This window comes from Kocuria sp. ICS0012 (genome assembly GCF_001665945.1).
Taxonomy (GTDB): Bacteria; Actinomycetota; Actinomycetes; order Actinomycetales; family Micrococcaceae; genus Kocuria; species Kocuria marina.
The window spans coordinates 55,999-74,334 of the sequence record NZ_LZMM01000071.1 but is presented as its reverse complement, the minus strand read 5'-3'; the positions used below and the strand labels follow the sequence as shown (position 1 = coordinate 74,334).

Below are 18,336 nucleotides of genomic sequence, written 5' to 3'. Positions count from 1 at the left end.
CCCGGGCTCACCCGGCGAACATCCGCGCGTTCGCGGCCTCGGTCTCGGCGTACTGGGTGCCCGCGGTCGCGAGCGCCTGGTTGATCTGGGCCACGGCCTGTTCCATCTGGGCCTGCGCGGAGCGCCAGGAGTGGAAGGCCTCCTGGAAGCTGGCCGAGGCGGTGCCGGTCCACGAGGCCTGGAGATCGGCGAGCGTGGCGCTCATGCCGTTGACCTCGGAGCTGAGCCGTTCGATGTGCCCGTGGGCCTGCTGAGACTTGGCGGCAATGGTGTCACTGTCCACGACGAAGTGGGCCATGGTGTTTCCTCCCTGGAGCGGATGCGGTGGCCGGTGGGTTGCCGGGCCCGATCCACGCTAGGCAGCTCGTGCCGCGCAACGCCCCGGAGAGGGAGGGGATGGGGACTCAGGCGTCCTCGGAGTCCTCGTCCACAGGTTTCGTGTGGGGGATCCGCACGGTGAAGGTCGCCCCGCCGCCGTCGGTCTCCTCGAGTTTCACCGCGCCGTCGTGCTGGGCGATGATCGCGGCCACGATGGACAGGCCCAGCCCCGTGCCGCCGGTCTCGCGGGTGCGGGAGGAATCCGCGCGGTAGAAGCGTTCGAAGACGCGCTCGGCGTCCTCCCGGTCGATACCGGGCCCGTGGTCGCGCACCTGCAGTACGGAGGTGAACCCGCCGTCCACGGCACTCTCCAGACCCACCGCAAGTTCGAGCGGCGATCCCGCGGGGGTGTAGCGCAGGGCGTTGGTGATCAGATTGGCCACGACCTGGCGCAGCTTGGACTCGTCCCCGTGCACCCACGCGGCCTCGGGCTGGGAGTCGTGCAGCCCCACGACCCGCACCGTGCGGTCCGGTGCTGTGGCGTGGGCGTCGGACGCGGCGTCGTACGCCAGGTGCAAGAGGTCCACTGGTCGAGTGGTGGCGACCCGGCGTTCGTCCAACCGGGCCAGGGTCAGCAGGTCCTCCACGAGCTGGGTCATCCGCTTGGACTCGGACTCGATGCGTTCCATGGCCTTGCCCACGTCCTCGGGCGTCTGCAGCGCGCCGTGGCGGTACAACTCCGAGTACCCGCGGATCGACACCAGGGGGGTGCGCAGCTCGTGGGAGGCGTCCGCGACGAACCGCCGCAGTTTGATCTCGGAGCGGGTGCGGGCGTCGAACGCGTCCTCGATGTGGCCGAGCATCGCGTTGAGCGAGCCCGAGAGCTGTCCGATCTCGGTCTGGGGGTTGTAACCCTCCATGCGCTGGGAGAGGTCCCCCTCCGCGATCCGGGCGGCCGTGGCCTCGACCTGCCGCAACGGTTGGAACGCCCGGGTGACCATGACCCAGCCCACGGTCATGGCCGCGAGCAGGGTGGCCAGGCCGAAGCTGAACGTCAGCAACCCCACGCCGGAGATGATCGCGTTGGTGCGGTCCAGGGGTTCGGCCACGACCACGGACATGTCGAACGCCGTGAGTTTGGTGGGCACCACCCGCCACTTGCGCTCGGGGACGCCCACGGATCCCACGGTCTCCGCCTGGCCGTCGTGGGCCATGACGTAGTCCAGGGTCATCCCGCTCAGATCTGGACTCGAGCTGTCCGGGGACGTGCCGGTACCGCTGCGAGCGCTCGCCACCACGTTGCCGTTCTGATCCAGCAGGTACCCCGAATTGGGCACCGGTGTGGTCACGTCACCCTGCAGCGCTCCCGTGAGCACCGGGGCCACGGTGTTCACGGACCCGCGCAGTTCCTGGTCCATGCTGGTCACGAGCGAGTCGCGCAGCACGGACACGGCCACGAGCGTGGTCACCGAGATGCTGATGGTCAGCAACAGCCCCGTGAGGGCCATCAGCTGGGAACGCAGGGATGCGGAGCGGAACCGGCGGGTGAGGACGTTCAACGGTTCAGTGGCGCTTGTCCGCCGAGCGCAAGAGGTAACCCACGCCGCGCTTGGTGTGGATCAGGGACGGCTGCTCGGGGTCGTTGTCGATCTTGCGGCGCAGATAGGAGATGTAGGACTCCACGATGGAGGCGTCCCCGTTGAAGTCGTACTCCCACACGTGGTCCAGGATCTGGGCCTTGGACAGCACCCGGTTGGGGTTGAGCATGAGGTAGCGCAGCAGCTTGAACTCGGTGGGGGACAGGTCGATCTCGCGCCCGCCGCGGAAGACCTCGTGGGCGTCGTCGTCCAGGACCAGGTCGTCCACGCGCAGCCGGGAGTCCTCCTCCTCGAGCGGCTGGGTGCGGCGCAACACGGCGCGGATGCGGGCGACGACCTCGTCCAGACTGAACGGCTTTGTGACGTAGTCGTCACCGCCCACGGTCAGGCCGGCGACCTTGTCGTCGGTGTCGTCCTTGGCGGTGAGGAACAGGATGGGGAAGTGGCGTCCGGCGGCGCGCAGCTTGCGGGTCACGGAGAATCCGTCGATGTCCGGGAGCATGACGTCCAGCACGGCGAGGTCCGGGTCCTCGGCCTCGGCCTTGAGCAGGGCGTCCCGGCCGTTCGCCGCGGTGACCACTTCGAAGCCCGCGAATCGCAGGGAGGTGGCCAGCAGTTCCAGGATGTTGGGTTCGTCGTCGACGACGAGCAGTTTCGCTTCGGGTGTTTTCGTGTTCACGCCCGTCAGTATCTCCGAGTTTCCTGAATGGATTCTGTTCTCCGGCCGTCCGTTATCTGGAAGGACGGCGACGCCGCTGCGCGCGCCTCAGCGGGCCGAGCGCCGTCGCGCGCCCCGCAACAGTTCCACGCACATCAGCAGGAAGGTCACGGGGAGGAAGATCGCGGGGAAGACCGTGAACCCGCCCCAGATCACGTGCCCTCCGGCGGCCGCCACGAGCACCGCCACCAGCGACAGCACGCACACGAACGCGAGGACCAGTGTGACGACGAGCAGGGGGGACATGCCCCGGCGAGGGCTCGGGGAGGTGCGGCCGGATGCGGTGGGAACGGTGGGTTCGGACATGGTCCTTACGGTAGCAAGGACCGGTTACGCGGTGGGTTGAATCCGGGCCCGGGGCGATCATGAGGGGGCTAAACTATTGACTTCGCGAGCCGCTGGCGTTCCCGCCGGTGGCCGCGCAGACACGGCGACGAGAGACTGAGGTGATCCGCGTGCCCACGGGCAAGGTCAAGTGGTTCGACGCAGACAAGGGTTTCGGCTTCCTGGCCACCGACGACGGCCAGGAAGTGTTCCTGCATTCGTCCGCCCTGCCCAAGGGGGTCACCACGGTCAAGCCCGGGACCCGCATGGATTTCGGGATCGCGGACGGCAAGCGCGGTGCGCAGGCCCTGTCCGCGACCTTACTGAGCAAGCCGCAGTCCGTGGCTCGCAACACGCGCAAGCCCCCCGAGGAGATGGCCGTGCTCACCGAGGACCTCATCCGGTTGTTGGACGGGATGTCCAACGGACTGCGCCGGGGGCGCTACCCGGACCACTCGCACGGCAAGAAGATCGCGACCATCCTGCGCACCGTGGCGGATGAGCTCGATGTCTGAGACCACCGCGGAGACCGCTCCGCAGCGACCCGCGGGGCGTACACGCACACCCAAGCAGGACCCGGTGCTTACGGGCGCGGTGGATCTCGCGCGGGAGGCTGTGCTGGCCCCCGTGACGGACGCGTCCTCGGTGGGGGAACACCTCGGTGTCACCGTGCACGAGGACCGGCTGCTGACCCACCTCTTCGACTGTCGCCTGGCTGGCTACCCCGGCTGGGCGTGGTACGCGACCGTGGCCCGGGCCCCGCGCAGCAAGCACGTGACCGTGTGCGAGACCGGCCTCGTGGCGGGTCCTGATTCCCTCCTGGCCCCGGACTGGGTGCCATGGGAGGAGCGGATGCAGGCGCTCCAGGAGCAGGAGGCGCAGGACGAGCACGACTCCCCGGCGGAGGGGGGCGAGCACCCGGGCGACGGACAGGACTCCGCCGACGCCGAGCACGCCGGTGACGATGACACCGCACCCGCCGAGGAGACCTCCACCGATGGGGAGACCTCCCGCACCGAGGACGAGTACGCTGCATCGGAAGACGCCGAGGACGGCGCGGCATCGTAGGCAGCAGACCGGCCGCCGCCCCCGGGACCCCGCCGCCGGCGGTCCCGGAGTCGGGGATGTTCCGGTCCCTGCGCATCCGTAACTACCGTCTGTGGTTCACGGGCGCGCTCGTGTCCAACGTGGGTACGTGGATGCAGCGCACCGCCCAGTCATGGCTCGTGTTCGATGAACTGACCGATCACGACGCCACGGCCATGGGCGTGGTGATGGCCCTGCAGTTCGTTCCGCAATTGCTGCTCGCCCCCTACGCGGGGGTGCTCGCGGACCGCTACGACCGGCGCCGGATCCTTGTGATCACGCAGGGTGTCATGGCGCTGCTGGCCCTGGGGTTGGGCATCCTGTTGCTCCTGGACGTCGCGCAGTTGCCCACCGTGTACGCGTTCGCGCTGGGCCTGGGGATCGTCGCGACGTTCGACGCCCCCGTCCGGCAGACGTTCGTCTCGGAGATGGTCCCGGACACCCACGTGTCCAACGCAGTGGCCCTGAATTCCACATCGTTCAACTCGGCGCGGTTGATCGGTCCCGCGGTCGCCGGTGTGCTGGTCGCCGCCGTGGGCACGGGGTGGGTCTTCATGATCAACACCCTCACGTTCGCCGCGATGATCTGCGCGATCGTGCTGATCGACGCCGCCAAGTTGCGTCCCGCTCCACGCGCGCGGCGGGCACGCGGGCAGATCCGGGAGGGCATCGGATATGTGCTCCACCGCCCGGACCTCGTGGCGGTCATGAGCACGATCTTCATGATCGGCACGTTCGGGATGAACTTCGCCGTGTTCCTCGCGGCCATGGGTGGTTCCGTGTTCGGGCGCGGCTCCGAGGAGTTCGGCGTCCTCAACTCGATCCTGGCAGTAGGCACCCTGACCGGGGCGTTGCTCTCCGCCCGCCGCGCGCGGGCGCGGTTGCGCTACATCTTCTTAGGCTGCGTGGCCTTCGCGATCACGTGCCTGGGTGCGGCCACCGCCCCCACGCTGTGGGTTTTCGCGCTGTGGCTGATCCCGTGCGGCATCGCGTCGCTCACGATCATGACCACCGCCAACGCCTATGTCCAGACGACCACCGCACCCGCGATGCGCGGGCGCGTGATGAGTCTCTACATGGCCATCTTCATGGGCGGTACGCCGATCGGCGCACCCACCGTGGGGTGGCTGACCGACACGCTCGGGGCGCGGTGGGGCATGGGTGCGGCGGTGCTCGCCGCGGTCGTGGGCGCGCTGATCGGCGCGTGCTTCGCGTGGCGACTGCGCCGGGAACCGCAGCTCGCGACGTCGTCCATGGCGGCGCCGGGGACGACGCCGCGCGGCTGAGTCCGCTCAGTCCAGGCCGTGCGCCACGGCCCAGTCGATGCACTCCAACAGGGCGCGGACGTCCTCCGACGGTACGGAGACGAACGTGGCGATCCGCAACTGGTTGCGCCCGAGCTTGCGGTACGGCTCCACGTCCACCACGCCGTTCGCGCGCAGGACGGCCGCGATCCGGGCGGCGTCCACCGCGTCGTCGAAGTCCACCGTGCACACCACGGGGGAGCGGTGCTCGGCCAGCGTGACGAACGGGGCGGCGACGTCGCTGCGTTGCGCCCAGTCGTAGACGAGCCCCGAGGTCTCGGCCGTGCGGCGGGATGCCCAGTCCAGACCGCCCTGCGCGTTGAGCCAGCCCGCCTGCTCGTTGAGCATCACGAGCCCCGCGAGTGCGGGGGTGTTGTAGGTCTGGTGCTTGCGGGAGTTCTCCACGGCCGTGGCAAGGGACAGCACGTCCGGGATCCAGCGACCGGACGCGGCGATGCGCTCGACCCGATCGAGCGCGGCGGGGGAGAAGGCGGCGAACCAGATCCCGCCGTCACTGCCGAAGTTCTTCTGCGGGGAGAAGTAGTAGACATCGGTCTCAGAGAGGTCGACCGCCATCCCACCCGCGGCGGACGTCGCGTCGATGACCGTCAGAGCGCCGTTGTCCGCGTGAACGCGCTGTACGGGCATGGCGACGCCGGTGGAGGTCTCGTTCTGGGGCCACGCGTAGACGTCCACCCCGGGCGCCACGCGAGGCCCCTCGGGGCGCGAACCGGCCGGGGCCTCGATGACCACGGAGGGTTCGAGGAACGGTGCGCGATCCGTCACGTGCGCGAACTTGGCGCCGAACTCCCCGAAGCTGAGGTGCTCGGCGCGCCGGGACACGAGGCTGAAGGCCGCGCTGTCCCAGAAGGTGCTGGACCCACCGAGACCCAGCACGATCTCGTACCCCTCGGGCAGTGCGAAGAACTCGGCGAGGCGCTCCTGCACCTGCGCTACCAGGTTCTTGACCGGGGCCTGGCGGTGGGACGTACCCAGCAGTGTGCTGCCACCGCGTTCGAGCGCGGCCACCTGCTCGGCCCGCACCCGGGACGGGCCCGCGCCGAAACGGCCATCCGCGGGCAACAGGGACGGGGGGATCACGGGCATGCTGGTCACGAAGGCTCCTCTGGCGGGCGGTCGGGTGTGTCCCCCATTGTGCCCGCCCGGGGAGTCGATGGCGCGTTCGAGACGCCTGCCGCCAGGACACCCACTGGCTATAATTATCCTGAATCATTCAGACTAGGCTGAACGGCAGCCCCCACCGGGGGTCGTTGACCCGCGCGCTGTGGTGCGCAGAAATCTGAGGACGAACCATGAGCGGCGATCTGATCGACACCACCGAAATGTACTTGCGCACGGTGCTGGAGCTGGAGGAAGAGGGGATCACCCCCATGCGAGCCCGCATCGTGGAACGCCTGCACCACTCCGGCCCCACCGTGTCTCAGACCGTCTCCCGCATGGAGCGCGACGGCCTGCTCTCGGTCGCGCCGGACCGCTCCCTGCAACTCACCGAGGCCGGGCGCACCACCGCTGTGTCCGTGATGCGCAAGCACCGGCTCGCCGAACGACTCCTCGCGGACGTGGTGGGCCTGGACATGGCGCACGTCCACGAGGAGGCCTGCCGCTGGGAACACGTGATGAGTGAGCGCGTGGAACAGCGGCTCGTGAACCTCCTGGGGGATCCCGAGAACTCCCCGTACGGCACGCCCATCCCGGGGCGGGGCGAGCACCACGGCACCGGTGCCGCGGCCGAGGTCTTCGACGGCCTCACCCTGCTCGAGGTCGCCGGAGCCCAGGACTCCACGGAGTACGTGGTCCGGCTGCTGCCGGAAGTGGTGCAGGCGGATCAGGAACTCATCGAGATGCTCAGCTCCGCGGGCATCCTCACGGGCTCCAGGGTCACGGCCGAGATCAACCCCGGGGACGAGAACCGGGTCGTGGTGACCCGGGTCGATTCGGGAGTGTCCCTGGACCTGGACTCCGCCACCGCGCGCGCCATTCGGGTGGCCGCCGCCGAGGCTTGATCGCCGCTGCGTCTCTCCGCGGTTGCTTCCGGTGACGTCGGAACGCGACGCGCCGTGATCTTCGAGAAGTTGACCGTGATCTTTCGACTGTGTGGACAATCACGGGTGATCGGTGCGGTTTCGACCTTCGCTCACTGGGTGAGCCTTGTATCACCGCAGGTCAGGGGCCTTTTCTGTGGTGTGGGCTTTCGAGCGGGCGGGCGTGCTGAGGCGGCCGATTGATATCGACGGTCGTGGTAATCCACGGTGATTCATAGCGACCGATGCCCGATGCGTGACCGGCTGTAATCAAAACGTGACATTTTCGTTATCCATCCTGTACAGTCATGCCCGTGCCGATCACTGGTCGGATCGCCACTCCCGAGCGTTCGCCGAGTTCTGCCATGCGCTCCGGGACCCGTACACAGAACATCCGCATGGCAGAAGCGGGGGAACCACTTCCGGACTCGTTGCAATCAGACGGGTCCTTGGGGTCAAGCCAGCACGGCACCTAGGTGCGTGCGGCCGGATGTCTCCCATCCGAACCCGACAGCTCACCTCGTAGGCGCAGGGAGGAACACATATGTCTTTCATGAAGCAGAACTCTGCCCGGCACCGCGCCGAGACGAAGTCGCACCTCGTGCGTAACACCACTATCGGTACGGTCGTCGCTGGTGCCGCCGTGGTCGGCCTCGCGGCCCCCGCGCAGGCCTCGAGCGGTCTCGTCGATCTGGGCTCCACGGCTTCCTATGGCTACCAGGCGTCCACCTCCTCGGTGCAGGCCTACAACGCGTCGTACACCATGCAGACCACCAACACCGTGGGCTCCGCCGCCAGCGTGAGCACCCAGTCGAACCACTCCACGGGTGGTCTGGTGGGCACCGCCTACCAGGGCATCGGCGGCGCGTACGTCTGGGGCGGCGTTGGCTTCAAGGCCTGGGACTGCTCCGGCTTCACCCAGTGGGTCTACGCCCAGAACGGCATCAACCTGCCCCGCACCACCTGGGCCCAGTTCGCCGCTGGCACCCCCACCTCCAACCCGCAGCCCGGCGATCTGGTCTCCCAGAACGGCGGCTCCCACGTGGGGATCTACATCGGCAACGGCCAGATGATCTCCGCTCTCAATCCCTCGCAGGGCACTCAGGTTCACTCCGTGAATGCCATGCAGCTGGACGGTTACTACACCTTCCGGTGACCCGGTGACACCGCGCCCGAGCATGATGCGCGGTCCACACCGAGCCACATTGCGGCCGGGTGTCCTGGCCGGGTCCCCGGACCTCGGTCGGCACACCGCGCCGGAACCACCTGAAAATCGAAAGTAATCTCCCGCCCAAATCCGTGCACCGCTGCTGCGTCCTGACGGATGTGCCGGTCACCGCACACCTCCGTGCCCTGGGTGGACACGAATGTGTTAGGAAACCACACGAATGTCGAACGAAACCGCTCCTCACGCCGCCAAGGGCATCTTCGCGGGTAAGGCCCGCACCGTCGCCGCCGTCGCGGCCTTCTCAGGTCTGGCCCTCGCGACCACCGTGTCCGTGCAGGCCACGCAGAATGCCTCCGAGCAGGCCCCCGCCGCCGCTGTGTCTGAGGCTCCCGCCTCCGAGAACACTGTCTCCGCGGAGCCCGCCGCCAAGGCCGACAAGGCCCAGGAGAACGCTGCCAAGGAGCAGAAGGTCGCGAAGACCGAGAAGGCGCAGCCCGCCGCTCAGGCTCCCGCTCAGCCCTCCGTGGTCCAGGCCGCTCCCGTGGCCGACGTGACCCCGCTGCAGGCTCCCGCCGTTCCGGCTGCAGCCCCCACCGTCGTGACCGCTTCCGAGAACGTCACCTCGGTCGCCGAGCAGGCTCCGGTGGCCCAGGGCCGCCACGCCGCTCCCGCCACCGCTCAGACCGTTGCCAAGGAGGCCGCCGCCGAGCAGCGCGCCGCTGTGGCTTCCCCGGTGATCCCGAACTACGCCCCCGCCCAGGGTGCCGCTGCCGCCCAGCCTGCGTCCTACAAGGCTTCGCAGGCCCCGGCCGCCCCGAAGGCGCAGGCTGCCCCCACGGCTCAGGCCGCCACCCAGGTGACCACGCAGTCCAACACCCAGGCAAAGGCCGAGGCTGCTCCCGCCGCCACCCAGGTGACCACGCAGTCCAACACCCAGGCGAAGGCTCAGGCTGCTCCCGCCGCCAAGGCCTCCTCCGTGTCCGGCTCCGCGAAGGGCCAGGCCATCCTGGGTGCCGCCGAGGCTCAGCTCGGTGTGGCCCAGGACTGCACCATGCTGGTGACCAACTCCCTCAAGGCCGTGGGCATCAACCACCACGGCTGGCCGGCCAGCTACAAGTCGCTGGGCACCCAGGTCTCCGCGGACCAGGCCCGCGCCGGTGACATCGCCTACTACGCCAACGGCGGTTCCGGCATGGCTCACGTGGCCATCTACGCCGGTAACGGCCAGGCCATCCACGGCGGTTGGAACGGTAACCAGACCGTGAAGACCAGCGCCTACGTGGGCTCCGGCCCCGAGTTCATCCGCGTCGGCTGAACCGGATCGAGTTCGGCACAGCGCTGATCCGCGCGGCGCCACACCTCGTGTCGAGTCGGGACCGGTTGTGTACCCGATCCCGATGAGAGCGATAGAGAACGTACGGACCCTGTTGACCGCAGGGTCCGTACGTTTTTTCGTGCCCGGAACCCGGACGTGGACCGGCAGCGGTGATCACTCAGCCCTCCTAGCACCCGATCCCCGTCGTGCAGGCGTCGATCGCGGATCGGCCCCAGCGATCGCGCAGCCCCGGCCCGTAGAATGGACGCCATGCCCTCCGATCTCTCCACCGCCGCACGCACCCCGCAGGACCAGGAATTCACCTACTACGCCGTGGGCATGGTTGCCGGTGCCATCCCGGGGATCGTCGTGGGGTTCATAGTGGCCGCGTTCGTGGGTCACGCCGCCATGTGGTTGTCGGTTTTCGGTGGCGTGGGGATCATCATCGGCCTCGTGGTCGCCACGGTCGTCTTCCGGCGACGCCGCGCGGCCGCCCGGGCAGCCCAGCCCACCTCGCCCGCAGCGCCGGGCGACGACGTCGCCGATCGCCGCAGCTGAGCCCGTCCCACCGGGGACCCGGCACGCCGCTGTCGGCCCTCGTCGCAGACCCACCCACCGGAGAGCCGGGTCGACGTCGCTGGGTATTCGTACGGGTCCGCGTGGCCGTCCAGCCCGGCCCCGAGCTCCACGCGGCGGTGAGTTCTCTCCGTCCCCGTTACTTCCAATCGACCTCGAAGGTCGGCTCAGGCCGTGATCAGCTGCGTGATCTCCCGTTCCAGGTTCTCCCGGGCGCGGGCCTCCCACAACGTCACCGCACGAGGATCGTGGAACAACGTGTCTTTTTCCAAGAGTCCGCGCAGGATCTCGGCGCGGCCCGCCCTGAACTGCTCATCCGGGACGTGGGCGTACTCGCGGCGCACCGTGGTCCGATACCGCTCGTACTCGTTCTCGCTGCCGCCCAGCACGGACAGGTCCGCGTCCACGAGTCGACAGGCGTCCACGTCGCTCGGATCCGGGCGGTGGTCCACGGTCACGAGCACGAGCTCCGCCACGCGGCGCCCGATGGCCGCGGGCCACTCCGGGCCTGACAGTCGTTGCCGGGCCAGCTCGGCCGAGTCCCGTTCGTCCTGACCTGCTTGCCCGTCATACACGGCATCGTGGAACCACGCGGCGAGCACGAGCTCCGCGCTCGGGGCGCCGTGGGTGAGCCGGTCAATGCCTTCCAGCACGTTCAGCAGATGCGAAGGACCGTGGTAAACGCGGTGCGGTTCACTCCAGCGGGTCAGCAGCTTGGCACCCAGGTCGGGATGCTCGGGGAAGTGGTGCGCCCAGCGGCGCGTGAGGGTCACCGCGAGCTTGGCCGGGCGGCGTCGTGCGGGGACCCGCAGGCCACTGTGGATCAGGACACGGACGAGTTTCTTGCCGTCTACAGCGAGGGCACCCGCGGCCACAGCGTCAGCGTGGCGGTGCGCGGGGACGTCGTAGTGGTCGCGGTCGAAGGCACGTTCCGAGACCCCCAGGGCGCGGGCGAACTCGTGCAGCTCGGCCAGGGAGGTGTCGGAGATCAGGTGCGAGAACACCGTGCCGTGCGCGGGCCATCGGGGTGGATCGATGTAGACGGTCATGGCTCCATTGTGCGCTGTTCCAATGTGCTCTCAACTCGCGGGGGGAACGCGCCGCCGATACAGTGGTGCAGTGTTGCCCCCGTAGCTCAGGGGATAGAGCACGGCTCTCCTAAAGCCGGTGTCGTTGGTTCGAATCCAATCGGGGGCACCGAGGACGTCCCGCCTGATATCGGGCGGGACGTCGTCATTCCCGCAGTGCATTCCCACAACCGGCCGACCCGCCCAGCGAAACCCGCCCGCCCGGTGAGAATGGCCGACCCCGCACATCAACGGGGATGCATGAGTGGAGTAAAAGCAGCCCGTGGCCCTGAGACCTGCGTCAGCTCAGTTGAATCGCGGCGTGGGGAAGCGCGAGGGGTGTATCCCCGAGCTCAGGCGCGCGGGCGCTGGCCCGGCAGCTTGCCCTCGGAGAAGTCGTCGAGTTTGCGGCGCGTCACGGATACCGCCACGATCACGGCGATCAGCACGAGCAGAGCGAACAACACCCACCGCGCGATCACGAGCCCCGAGGCGAGTGCCACGGCGGACGCGTCCGCGGGGTCGGCCACGGCGGCGTCGAGCACGGTGTTGCCCACCAGGAAGACCACCGCGTAGACCAGGATGACCGCCCAGTACACCCATTTGCGGGCGCGCTGCGGGGTGTTGAGCCCGGTGAACAGCAGCCAGCCCAGGCACATGAGAAGGGGAGTGAAGAGCCCCGTGGTCGCGTGCACGCCCTCGTACTCGGTGCGGCCGTCCGCGCCCAGGCCGCGGGCGAAGTCCGCGAGGTGGCCCTGGGAGAAACCGCCGGCCATGAGTTCGGGCGCGGTGACGCCGCCGGCAAGGTTTCCGGAGACGCCCTGCAGCACGAGCAGGTGGTAGTAGAGCCACAGCGCGGCACCCACGAAGAACGCGACGCCCACCAGGATCCCGGCCGACGACGCCTTGGTGGGTTCCGCGGCGAGCTCACCGGGGCGCATCTCGTGGACGCTCGCGGGGCGCACTCGGGGTGCACGAGCGGGCGAGGACCCCGCCTTCGCGGAGCCCGCGTTCTCCCCGTACTTCCTGGCCTTCTGCGCTCTGGTCATACCCATGGCCCCATTATCCCCCGGGTTGTACTGTGAATGACTACGGGTACCACGCTCGATGACGAGGTGGTGAACAGGTGCCCCGCGGGCACTGCGGAAGGGTGGTGATGGTCATGGAACTCTCCATCGGCCTGCCGGACGGACTGCTCATGAGCGCGGGTGACGGCACGGAGCTCACCCTGTACGAGGCCGATCACACCACGGTCCGGCGCAGGATCAACTGCTCCGTCCTGGAGGGCGCGCGGATCGCGGACATCGTGTGGTCCCACAAGCTCTCCGCCGTGATCGCCGCCGTTCCGGACAAGAACCAGTTGTTCCGCTGGGACCCGTACACCGACGCCCTCCAGGAGTACGGCGGCACGGGTGAGCCCGGCCGCCGGGACGGGAAGATCGCTCAGGCCAAGTTCGCGGCCACGGTCTCGATCACCGAGGCCGGTGACGGCAAGTTGTGGCTCGTGGACAAGGATTCCTCCGCGCTGCGCTACATTGCGATCGATACGGACCGGCCCGACGGCGATCCCCACGTGGTCACGGTCATCGGCCGCCACGGTGCCGGGTACCAGGACGGCCCCGCGGCGGACGCCAAGCTCGCCCGCCCCGAGGACCTGCAGATCCTCTACGACGGTTCCGTGGTGGTCGCTGACACCGGCAACGACGCCATCCGCCATTTGGACCCCTCCGCGGGGGAGGTCTTCACCATTTACGGCGGGCCCGACCAGGACGGGGACGACCTCGACGAAGACGTCGTGCTGCAGGCCCCGGCGCGGGTCACCGTCGCGGATTCGCACCTGTGGGTCGAGGACGCCAACGGGCGCCACCTGTTGGAACCGCGCTACGTGTGATCCGGGGTTGCCCACGGGCCGGTGAGGGCGTCCCCACCGCTGGCTAAACTGGTGCCACCATGGACTTCCTCTCTGACAATCCCCTCCTGTCCGCGGCCTCGGTGCGCTCGGCGAACGCGCCCGACTCGGACGAGTTCTCCCAGCCCACCCCGGCATCCTGGGCTCAACTCGTGGAGGGACTGAACGACCCCCAACGCGCCGCCGTGGAGCACGCGGGTTCCCCGCTACTCATCGTGGCCGGTGCCGGTTCCGGCAAGACCAGGGTCCTCACGCACCGGATCGCCTACTTGCTGGCCACGGGCCGCGCCCGCCGGGGGGAGATCCTCGCGATCACGTTCACGAACAAGGCCGCCGCGGAGATGCGGGAGCGGATCGTGGATCTCGTGGGGGAGTCCGCGCGCTCCATGTGGATCTCCACGTTCCACTCGCTGTGCGTGCGGATCCTACGCCGCGAGGCCAAGACCCTGGGGCTGTCCACCAACTTCTCCATCTACGACTCCGCGGACTCCCTGCGGTTGATCACCCAGGTGGCCAAACAGCATGAGTTGGACCCCAAGCGGTTCGCGCCCAAGGCCATCCAGCACAAGATCTCCGCCCTCAAGAACGAGCTCGTGGACGACGAGACCTACCTGGCCCGCGCGAGTTCCTCGGACCCGTTCGAGTCCGCCGTGGCCCAGGTCTACCGGGGCTACACCCAGCGGTTGCGCGCGGCCAACGCCATGGACTTCGACGACCTCATCGGCGAGACCGTGCACATGTTCCGCGCGTTCCCTCAGGTGCTCGAGTACTACCGACGCCGCTTCCGGCACGTGCTCGTGGACGAGTACCAGGACACCAACCACGCCCAGTACGCGCTCGTGCGGGAACTCGTGGGAGGCGGTTCCGAGAACCACCCGGATGACTCCGGGATCCCGCCGGCCGAACTCACGGTGGTGGGGGACTCGGACCAGTCCATCTACGCGTTCCGCGGCGCGGACATCCGCAACATCACGGACTTCGAGCGGGACTTTCCCTCCGCGCGCACCATCCTGCTGGAACAGAACTACCGCTCCACGCAGAACATCCTCTCCGCGGCCAACTCCGTGATCTCCCAGAACGCGGACCGCCGGGACAAGAAACTGTGGACCGCGGAAGGCGATGGCGCCCCCATCATCGGGTACGCCGCTGAGAACGAACACGAAGAGGCTCGCTTCATCGCGGAGGAGATCGACACGCTGCAGGACGAGCACGGGATCCGCCCCGGCGACGTCGCCGTGTTCTACCGCACCAACGCACAATCGCGCTCCCTCGAGGAGATCCTGATGCGCGTAGGACTGCCCTACAAGGTGGTGGGCGGGACCCGCTTCTACGAGCGCAAGGAGATCAAGGACGCCATATCCTACCTGCGCGCGATCGCGAACCCCGCGGACGACATCACCGTGCGGCGCATCATCAACGAGCCCAAGCGAGGGATCGGGGACCGCGCCCAGGGCTCGATCGCGGCGCTCGCCGACCGCGAAGGCATCTCCTTCTCCGAGGCCATGCACCGCTTGGACGAGGCACCCGCCCTGGCCACTCGCTCGGCGAACGCCATCAAGAAGTTCTCCCAGCTCATGGACGATCTCGCGGAACTCGCTCAGGGCGCCTCGGTGACCGCGGTTCTCGAGGCTGTACTCGAACAGTCCGGGTACCTCGAGGCCCTGCGCACGTCCACCGACCCGCAGGACGAGTCCCGTGTGGAGAACCTCGCGGAGCTCGTGGCCGTGGTGCGCGAGTTCGAGAAGGACCACCCGGACGCGGGCCTCGGGGAGTTCCTGGAACACGTGGCCCTCGTGGCGGACGCGGACCAGATCCCCACCCAGCCCGAACCCGAGGGCGGCGCGAGTGCCCAGCAGATCGCGGAGCAGGTCGCGCAAGCGCGTTCCCAGGGGGTCGTGACGCTCATGACCCTGCACACCGCCAAGGGGCTCGAGTTCCCGGTCGTGTTCCTCACGGGCATGGAGCACGGGATCTTCCCGCACCAGCGCAGCTTCGCCGACGCCTCGAGCATGGAGGAGGAACGCCGCCTCGCGTACGTGGGGATCACCCGGGCGCGCAAACGGCTGTACCTCACGCGCGCCGAGTCCCGCTCCATGTGGGGGCAGTCCCAATTCAATCCCGCGAGCCCGTTCCTGGACGAGATCCCTTCGCGGTTGATCGAGTGGAAGCGCGAGGGCGCCAGCGCCGCGGGCGGATGGGGTTCGCCCGTGCACGCCGGATTCCAGGCCCGCGATCCGTTGCGCGGTTCCTCGTGGGGTGCGGGCGCCGGATCCGGGGCAAGTTTCCGCAGGCTCTCACCGGCCTCCGCCGGGCGCGTGCAGCCCCAGCGGGAGATTCCTTCTCTCAGCGTGGGAGACACGGTGGAGCACAAGGCGTTCGGCCGCGGTTCCGTGGTCGCCATGGAGGGCTCCGGGGACAAGACGGTCGCCAAGGTGCGCTTCGGTGCGGAGGAGAAGCGGCTCCTGTTGCGTTACGCGCCCATGACCAAGGTCTCGTAAGGGGTACGACGCCGCGGCCCCGCCGCGCGCGGTGTCGTCCGGTGCGCCGAAACGCACCGGGTGGCTCGAACCTGCCTGGCGAACCCATCTGGCGGCCCGGTGCAGCCCGGTGTGCTGAGACGCACCCGGATGCTCGAACCGTTCGGGTGGCCCGGCGGGATCGGAGCGCAACCGATCAGGGTTGCTCCCGGCATGGAGACAGTAGAGGCGGTGATCGCTCAGACGAAGATCAACACGAGCACGGTGAACAGCGTGGTCACGCGCAGGGACTCGCCGGAGCGGACGTGGATCACGCCCAGCAGCACGCAGCTCAACAGGGTGGTCACGGCGGCCGCCTGGCCGCCGGCGAGGAAGGCCACGGCCCCCATCGTGAGGCCCGCCACGAGACCGCCCCACGGGACCCACCGGGACCCCTGGAACGTGAGGACCTCCCGGATGGCACGGTGCGAGTACGCCAGCAGGCCCGCGACTAGGAAACTGCGGCCCACCAGGTAGCAGACCCACGCGACCATCGCCAGCCACCCGAGGGGCCCGTACACGTGGAACAGTTGCAGGTAGCGGTCCAGCGGGGCCAGACCCCACGGCGCCCCGATCAATGCGGGCAGCACGATCGCGAGCACCACGGCCAGGACGAAGCACAACAGGATCTCCCGCCAGCGGCGGTGGTCCACCCCGCCGTCGACGCCGACTCGGCCCGCGGCGGCGTCGTCGCGCCCCGCGCCCGCTTCCTCGCTCGGCCACGGATCGACCCCGCGGCGCCGGGACCAGGCCACCAGGGCGCGCGCGAGCAGCACCCACAGTGCCCCGAGACCCACCCATTCCACGACCTGCCAGCCCAGGGGATAGAAGGTGGATACCGAACCCGTGAGGGTCAGGATCGTCCCGCTGACCACCAACTCCAGCCCGAGTGCCACGAACGAGAAAGTGGCCAACGAGGCCATGAACCCCGGGTCCGCCTCGCGGGCGTCCCAGATCTCCGGCAGTCCGATGCGTCGCATGCCCCCAGTCAACCAGCCGCTGCCGTGCGGGCGGGAATCCCGGGCCCGGTCCCGCGGTGTCCGCGGGGGCCGGGTGTGACGCGAATCAAGGGCCCATGGCCTAAAATGCTCGTGAGGGCTCTGTGAGCGCAGTGCTGCGCTGCATCCCCCCACATCAGGTCGCTCCAACCGGGGGTTCCCGGTGCGGAACGACACACCTCGACGCAGAAGGACACTTATCCGTGGACCTGTTTGAGTACCAGGCACGCGACCTGTTCGAGAAGCACGGCGTTCCCGTGCTGGCCGGCATCGTCGCCACTACCCCAGAAGAAGCCAAGGCAGCAGCAGAGAAGATCGGCGGGGTCACCGTCGTCAAGGCACAGGTCAAGGTGGGCGGCCGCGGCAAGGCCGGCGGTGTGAAGGTCGCGAAGTCCGCCGACGAGGCCTACGAGTACGCCCAGCAGATTCTGGGAATGGACATCAAGGGCCACACCGTGCACCGCGTGATGATCGCGCAGGGCGCGGACATCGCCGAGGAATACTACTTCTCCGTCCTGTTGGACCGCGCCAACCGCTCCTACCTGGCCATGTGCTCGGTCGAGGGGGGCATGGAGATCGAGCAGCTCGCCGTGGAGCGCCCGGACGCCCTGGCCCGCGTGGACGTCAACCCCGCGGAGGGCATCACCGAGGCCAAGGCCCGCGAGATCGTGGAGCAGGCCAAGTTCGACGCCGAGACCGCCGAGAAGGTCGTCCCCGTGCTCGTCAAGCTCGGTGAGGTCTACACCAAGGAGGACGCCACCCTGGTGGAGGTCAACCCGCTGGTCAAGACCGGCGACGGCGAGATCCTCGCCCTGGACGGCAAGGTCTCCCTGGACGACAACGCCGAGTTCCGCCACGAGGACCACGCGGCGCTCGCGGACAAGTCCTCCGCGGACCCCCTCGAGGAGAAGGCCAAGGAGAACGACCTCAACTACGTCAAACTCGACGGCGAGGTGGGCATCATCGGCAACGGTGCCGGTCTCGTGATGTCCACCCTGGACGTCGTGGCCTACGCCGGTGAGAAGCACGGCAACGTGAAGCCCGCCAACTTCCTGGACATCGGAGGCGGCGCGTCCGCCGAGGTCATGGCCGCCGGTCTGGACGTGATCCTCAATGACCCGCAGGTCAAGTCCGTGTTCGTCAACGTCTTCGGTGGCATCACCGCGTGCGACGCCGTTGCCAACGGCATCGTGAAGGCGCTGGACATCCTCGGTGACTCCGCCACCAAGCCCATCGTGGTGCGTCTGGACGGCAACAACGTGGAGGAGGGCCGCCAGATCCTGCGCGAGGCCAACCACCCGCTGGTCACCTCCGCGGACACCATGGACTCCGGCGCCGACAAGGCGGCCGAGCTGGCCCACTCCGCCAAGTAATCGCCCACGCGAACAGCTATCAGG

The 18,336-nt window shown here is 68.7% G+C and carries 18 protein-coding genes, 1 tRNA gene and 1 riboswitch; of the genes, 11 read left to right on the top strand and 8 right to left on the bottom strand.

Features of this window, described 5'->3' with window-relative positions; translation table 11 throughout:
* Positions 1-7: 7 nt before the first annotated feature.
* The 4 genes from A5728_RS11560 to A5728_RS11545 form a co-directional block, all read right to left on the bottom strand.
* Positions 8-298: a WXG100 family type VII secretion target gene (locus A5728_RS11560; RefSeq protein ID WP_064847213.1), complete on the bottom strand. Its 291-nt coding sequence runs from the start codon at positions 296-298 to the stop codon at positions 8-10.
* Positions 299-404: 106 nt separating this feature from the next.
* Positions 405-1,877, bottom strand: coding sequence for a HAMP domain-containing sensor histidine kinase (locus A5728_RS11555; RefSeq protein WP_197493188.1), 1,473 nt, complete (start codon positions 1,875-1,877; stop codon positions 405-407).
* Between the two features lie 4 nt (positions 1,878-1,881).
* Positions 1,882-2,595: a response regulator transcription factor gene (locus A5728_RS11550; protein WP_035963961.1), complete on the bottom strand. Its 714-nt coding sequence runs from the start codon at positions 2,593-2,595 to the stop codon at positions 1,882-1,884.
* A gap of 87 nt (positions 2,596-2,682) precedes the next feature.
* Entirely contained in the window at positions 2,683-2,940 is a 258-nt protein-coding gene (locus tag A5728_RS11545) for a hypothetical protein (RefSeq protein WP_064847212.1), read from the bottom strand.
* A 149-nt stretch (positions 2,941-3,089) separates the two neighbouring features.
* On the opposite strand from A5728_RS11545, the gene A5728_RS11540 reads away from it, so the two are divergent.
* From A5728_RS11540 to A5728_RS11530, 3 genes are read left to right on the top strand one after another with little or no spacing between them, the layout of a single operon-like run.
* Positions 3,090-3,473 carry a cold-shock protein gene (locus tag A5728_RS11540; RefSeq protein ID WP_064847236.1) on the top strand — a complete coding sequence of 128 codons (384 nt, stop codon included), beginning with the start codon at positions 3,090-3,092 and terminating at the stop codon, positions 3,471-3,473.
* Positions 3,466-4,026, top strand: coding sequence for a DUF3027 domain-containing protein (locus A5728_RS14895; RefSeq protein WP_064847211.1), 561 nt, complete (start codon positions 3,466-3,468; stop codon positions 4,024-4,026). The genes A5728_RS11540 and A5728_RS14895 overlap by 8 nt, the downstream gene beginning before the upstream one ends.
* Positions 4,027-4,082: 56 nt before the next feature.
* Positions 4,083-5,330, top strand: coding sequence for an MFS transporter (locus tag A5728_RS11530; RefSeq protein ID WP_064847210.1), 1,248 nt, complete (start codon positions 4,083-4,085; stop codon positions 5,328-5,330).
* A 6-nt stretch (positions 5,331-5,336) separates the two neighbouring features.
* Here A5728_RS11530 and serC read toward each other — a convergent pair whose 3' ends face one another.
* Complete coding sequence (serC, locus tag A5728_RS11525) at positions 5,337-6,455, bottom strand: phosphoserine transaminase (RefSeq protein WP_064847235.1); 1,119 nt, start codon at positions 6,453-6,455, stop codon at positions 5,337-5,339.
* 206 nt (positions 6,456-6,661) lie between these two features.
* On the opposite strand from serC, the gene A5728_RS11520 reads away from it, so the two are divergent.
* The 4 genes from A5728_RS11520 (at position 6,662) to A5728_RS11505 (ending at position 10,431) form a co-directional block, all read left to right on the top strand.
* Entirely contained in the window at positions 6,662-7,372 is a 711-nt protein-coding gene (locus A5728_RS11520; protein WP_064847209.1) for a metal-dependent transcriptional regulator, read from the top strand.
* A gap of 359 nt (positions 7,373-7,731) precedes the next feature.
* A riboswitch (cyclic di-AMP (ydaO/yuaA leader) is annotated at positions 7,732-7,931 on the top strand.
* A gap of 3 nt (positions 7,932-7,934) precedes the next feature.
* On the top strand, positions 7,935-8,546 hold the full coding sequence (locus A5728_RS11515) for a C40 family peptidase (protein WP_064847208.1): 612 nt from the start codon (positions 7,935-7,937) through the stop codon (positions 8,544-8,546).
* Positions 8,547-8,778: 232 nt separating this feature from the next.
* Positions 8,779-9,873 (top strand): NlpC/P60 family protein, encoded by a 1,095-nt coding sequence (locus A5728_RS11510; protein ID WP_064847207.1) that lies wholly within the window; start codon positions 8,779-8,781, stop codon positions 9,871-9,873.
* Positions 9,874-10,143: 270 nt separating this feature from the next.
* Entirely contained in the window at positions 10,144-10,431 is a 288-nt protein-coding gene (locus A5728_RS11505) for a hypothetical protein (RefSeq protein WP_064847234.1), read from the top strand.
* A 185-nt stretch (positions 10,432-10,616) separates the two neighbouring features.
* Here A5728_RS11505 and A5728_RS11500 read toward each other — a convergent pair whose 3' ends face one another.
* A complete protein-coding gene (locus A5728_RS11500) occupies positions 10,617-11,498 on the bottom strand; it encodes a DUF4031 domain-containing protein (RefSeq protein ID WP_064847206.1) in 882 nt (293 codons plus the stop codon).
* Positions 11,499-11,573: 75 nt separating this feature from the next.
* On the opposite strand from A5728_RS11500, the gene A5728_RS11495 reads away from it, so the two are divergent.
* A tRNA-Arg gene (locus A5728_RS11495) sits at positions 11,574-11,646 on the top strand.
* A gap of 223 nt (positions 11,647-11,869) precedes the next feature.
* Here A5728_RS11495 and A5728_RS11490 read toward each other — a convergent pair.
* Positions 11,870-12,571: a hypothetical protein gene (locus tag A5728_RS11490; protein WP_064847205.1), complete on the bottom strand. Its 702-nt coding sequence runs from the start codon at positions 12,569-12,571 to the stop codon at positions 11,870-11,872.
* Positions 12,572-12,678: 107 nt separating this feature from the next.
* Between A5728_RS11490 and A5728_RS11485 the strand changes: the two genes are divergently transcribed.
* Positions 12,679-13,407 (top strand): integrase, encoded by a 729-nt coding sequence (locus A5728_RS11485; protein ID WP_231885634.1) that lies wholly within the window; start codon positions 12,679-12,681, stop codon positions 13,405-13,407.
* Positions 13,408-13,466: 59 nt separating this feature from the next.
* The gene (gene pcrA / locus A5728_RS11480) at positions 13,467-15,923 is read left to right on the top strand and encodes a DNA helicase PcrA (RefSeq protein WP_064847203.1); all 2,457 of its coding nucleotides are present in this window, start codon (positions 13,467-13,469) and stop codon (positions 15,921-15,923) included.
* 218 nt (positions 15,924-16,141) lie between these two features.
* Here the strand turns inward: pcrA and A5728_RS11475 are convergent, their stop codons facing one another.
* Entirely contained in the window at positions 16,142-16,921 is a 780-nt protein-coding gene (locus tag A5728_RS11475) for a hypothetical protein (protein ID WP_064847202.1), read from the bottom strand.
* Positions 16,922-17,142: 221 nt separating this feature from the next.
* Between A5728_RS11475 and sucC the strand changes: the two genes are divergently transcribed.
* Positions 17,143-18,312: an ADP-forming succinate--CoA ligase subunit beta gene (gene sucC, locus A5728_RS11470; protein WP_064847201.1), complete on the top strand. Its 1,170-nt coding sequence runs from the start codon at positions 17,143-17,145 to the stop codon at positions 18,310-18,312.
* The last annotated feature ends 24 nt before the right edge of the window (positions 18,313-18,336 follow it).

Excerpts from the sequence above, each read along its gene's own strand:
- A5728_RS11560 (WP_064847213.1), bottom strand. The coding sequence starts at position 298 with ATGGCCCACTTCGTCGTGGACAGTGACACCATTGCCGCCAAGTCTCAG.
- A5728_RS11545 (WP_064847212.1), bottom strand. The coding sequence starts at position 2,940 with ATGTCCGAACCCACCGTTCCCACCGCATCCGGCCGCACCTCCCCGAGC.
- A5728_RS14895 (WP_064847211.1), top strand. The coding sequence starts at position 3,466 with ATGTCTGAGACCACCGCGGAGACCGCTCCGCAGCGACCCGCGGGGCGT.
- A5728_RS11530 (WP_064847210.1), top strand. The coding sequence starts at position 4,083 with ATGTTCCGGTCCCTGCGCATCCGTAACTACCGTCTGTGGTTCACGGGC.
- serC (WP_064847235.1), bottom strand. The coding sequence starts at position 6,455 with ATGCCCGTGATCCCCCCGTCCCTGTTGCCCGCGGATGGCCGTTTCGGC.
- A5728_RS11520 (WP_064847209.1), top strand. The coding sequence starts at position 6,662 with ATGAGCGGCGATCTGATCGACACCACCGAAATGTACTTGCGCACGGTG.
- A5728_RS11515 (WP_064847208.1), top strand. The coding sequence starts at position 7,935 with ATGTCTTTCATGAAGCAGAACTCTGCCCGGCACCGCGCCGAGACGAAG.
- A5728_RS11510 (WP_064847207.1), top strand. The coding sequence starts at position 8,779 with ATGTCGAACGAAACCGCTCCTCACGCCGCCAAGGGCATCTTCGCGGGT.
- A5728_RS11505 (WP_064847234.1), top strand. The coding sequence starts at position 10,144 with ATGCCCTCCGATCTCTCCACCGCCGCACGCACCCCGCAGGACCAGGAA.
- A5728_RS11500 (WP_064847206.1), bottom strand. The coding sequence starts at position 11,498 with ATGACCGTCTACATCGATCCACCCCGATGGCCCGCGCACGGCACGGTG.
- A5728_RS11490 (WP_064847205.1), bottom strand. The coding sequence starts at position 12,571 with ATGGGTATGACCAGAGCGCAGAAGGCCAGGAAGTACGGGGAGAACGCG.
- A5728_RS11485 (WP_231885634.1), top strand. The coding sequence starts at position 12,679 with ATGGAACTCTCCATCGGCCTGCCGGACGGACTGCTCATGAGCGCGGGT.
- pcrA (WP_064847203.1), top strand. The coding sequence starts at position 13,467 with ATGGACTTCCTCTCTGACAATCCCCTCCTGTCCGCGGCCTCGGTGCGC.
- A5728_RS11475 (WP_064847202.1), bottom strand. The coding sequence starts at position 16,921 with ATGCGACGCATCGGACTGCCGGAGATCTGGGACGCCCGCGAGGCGGAC.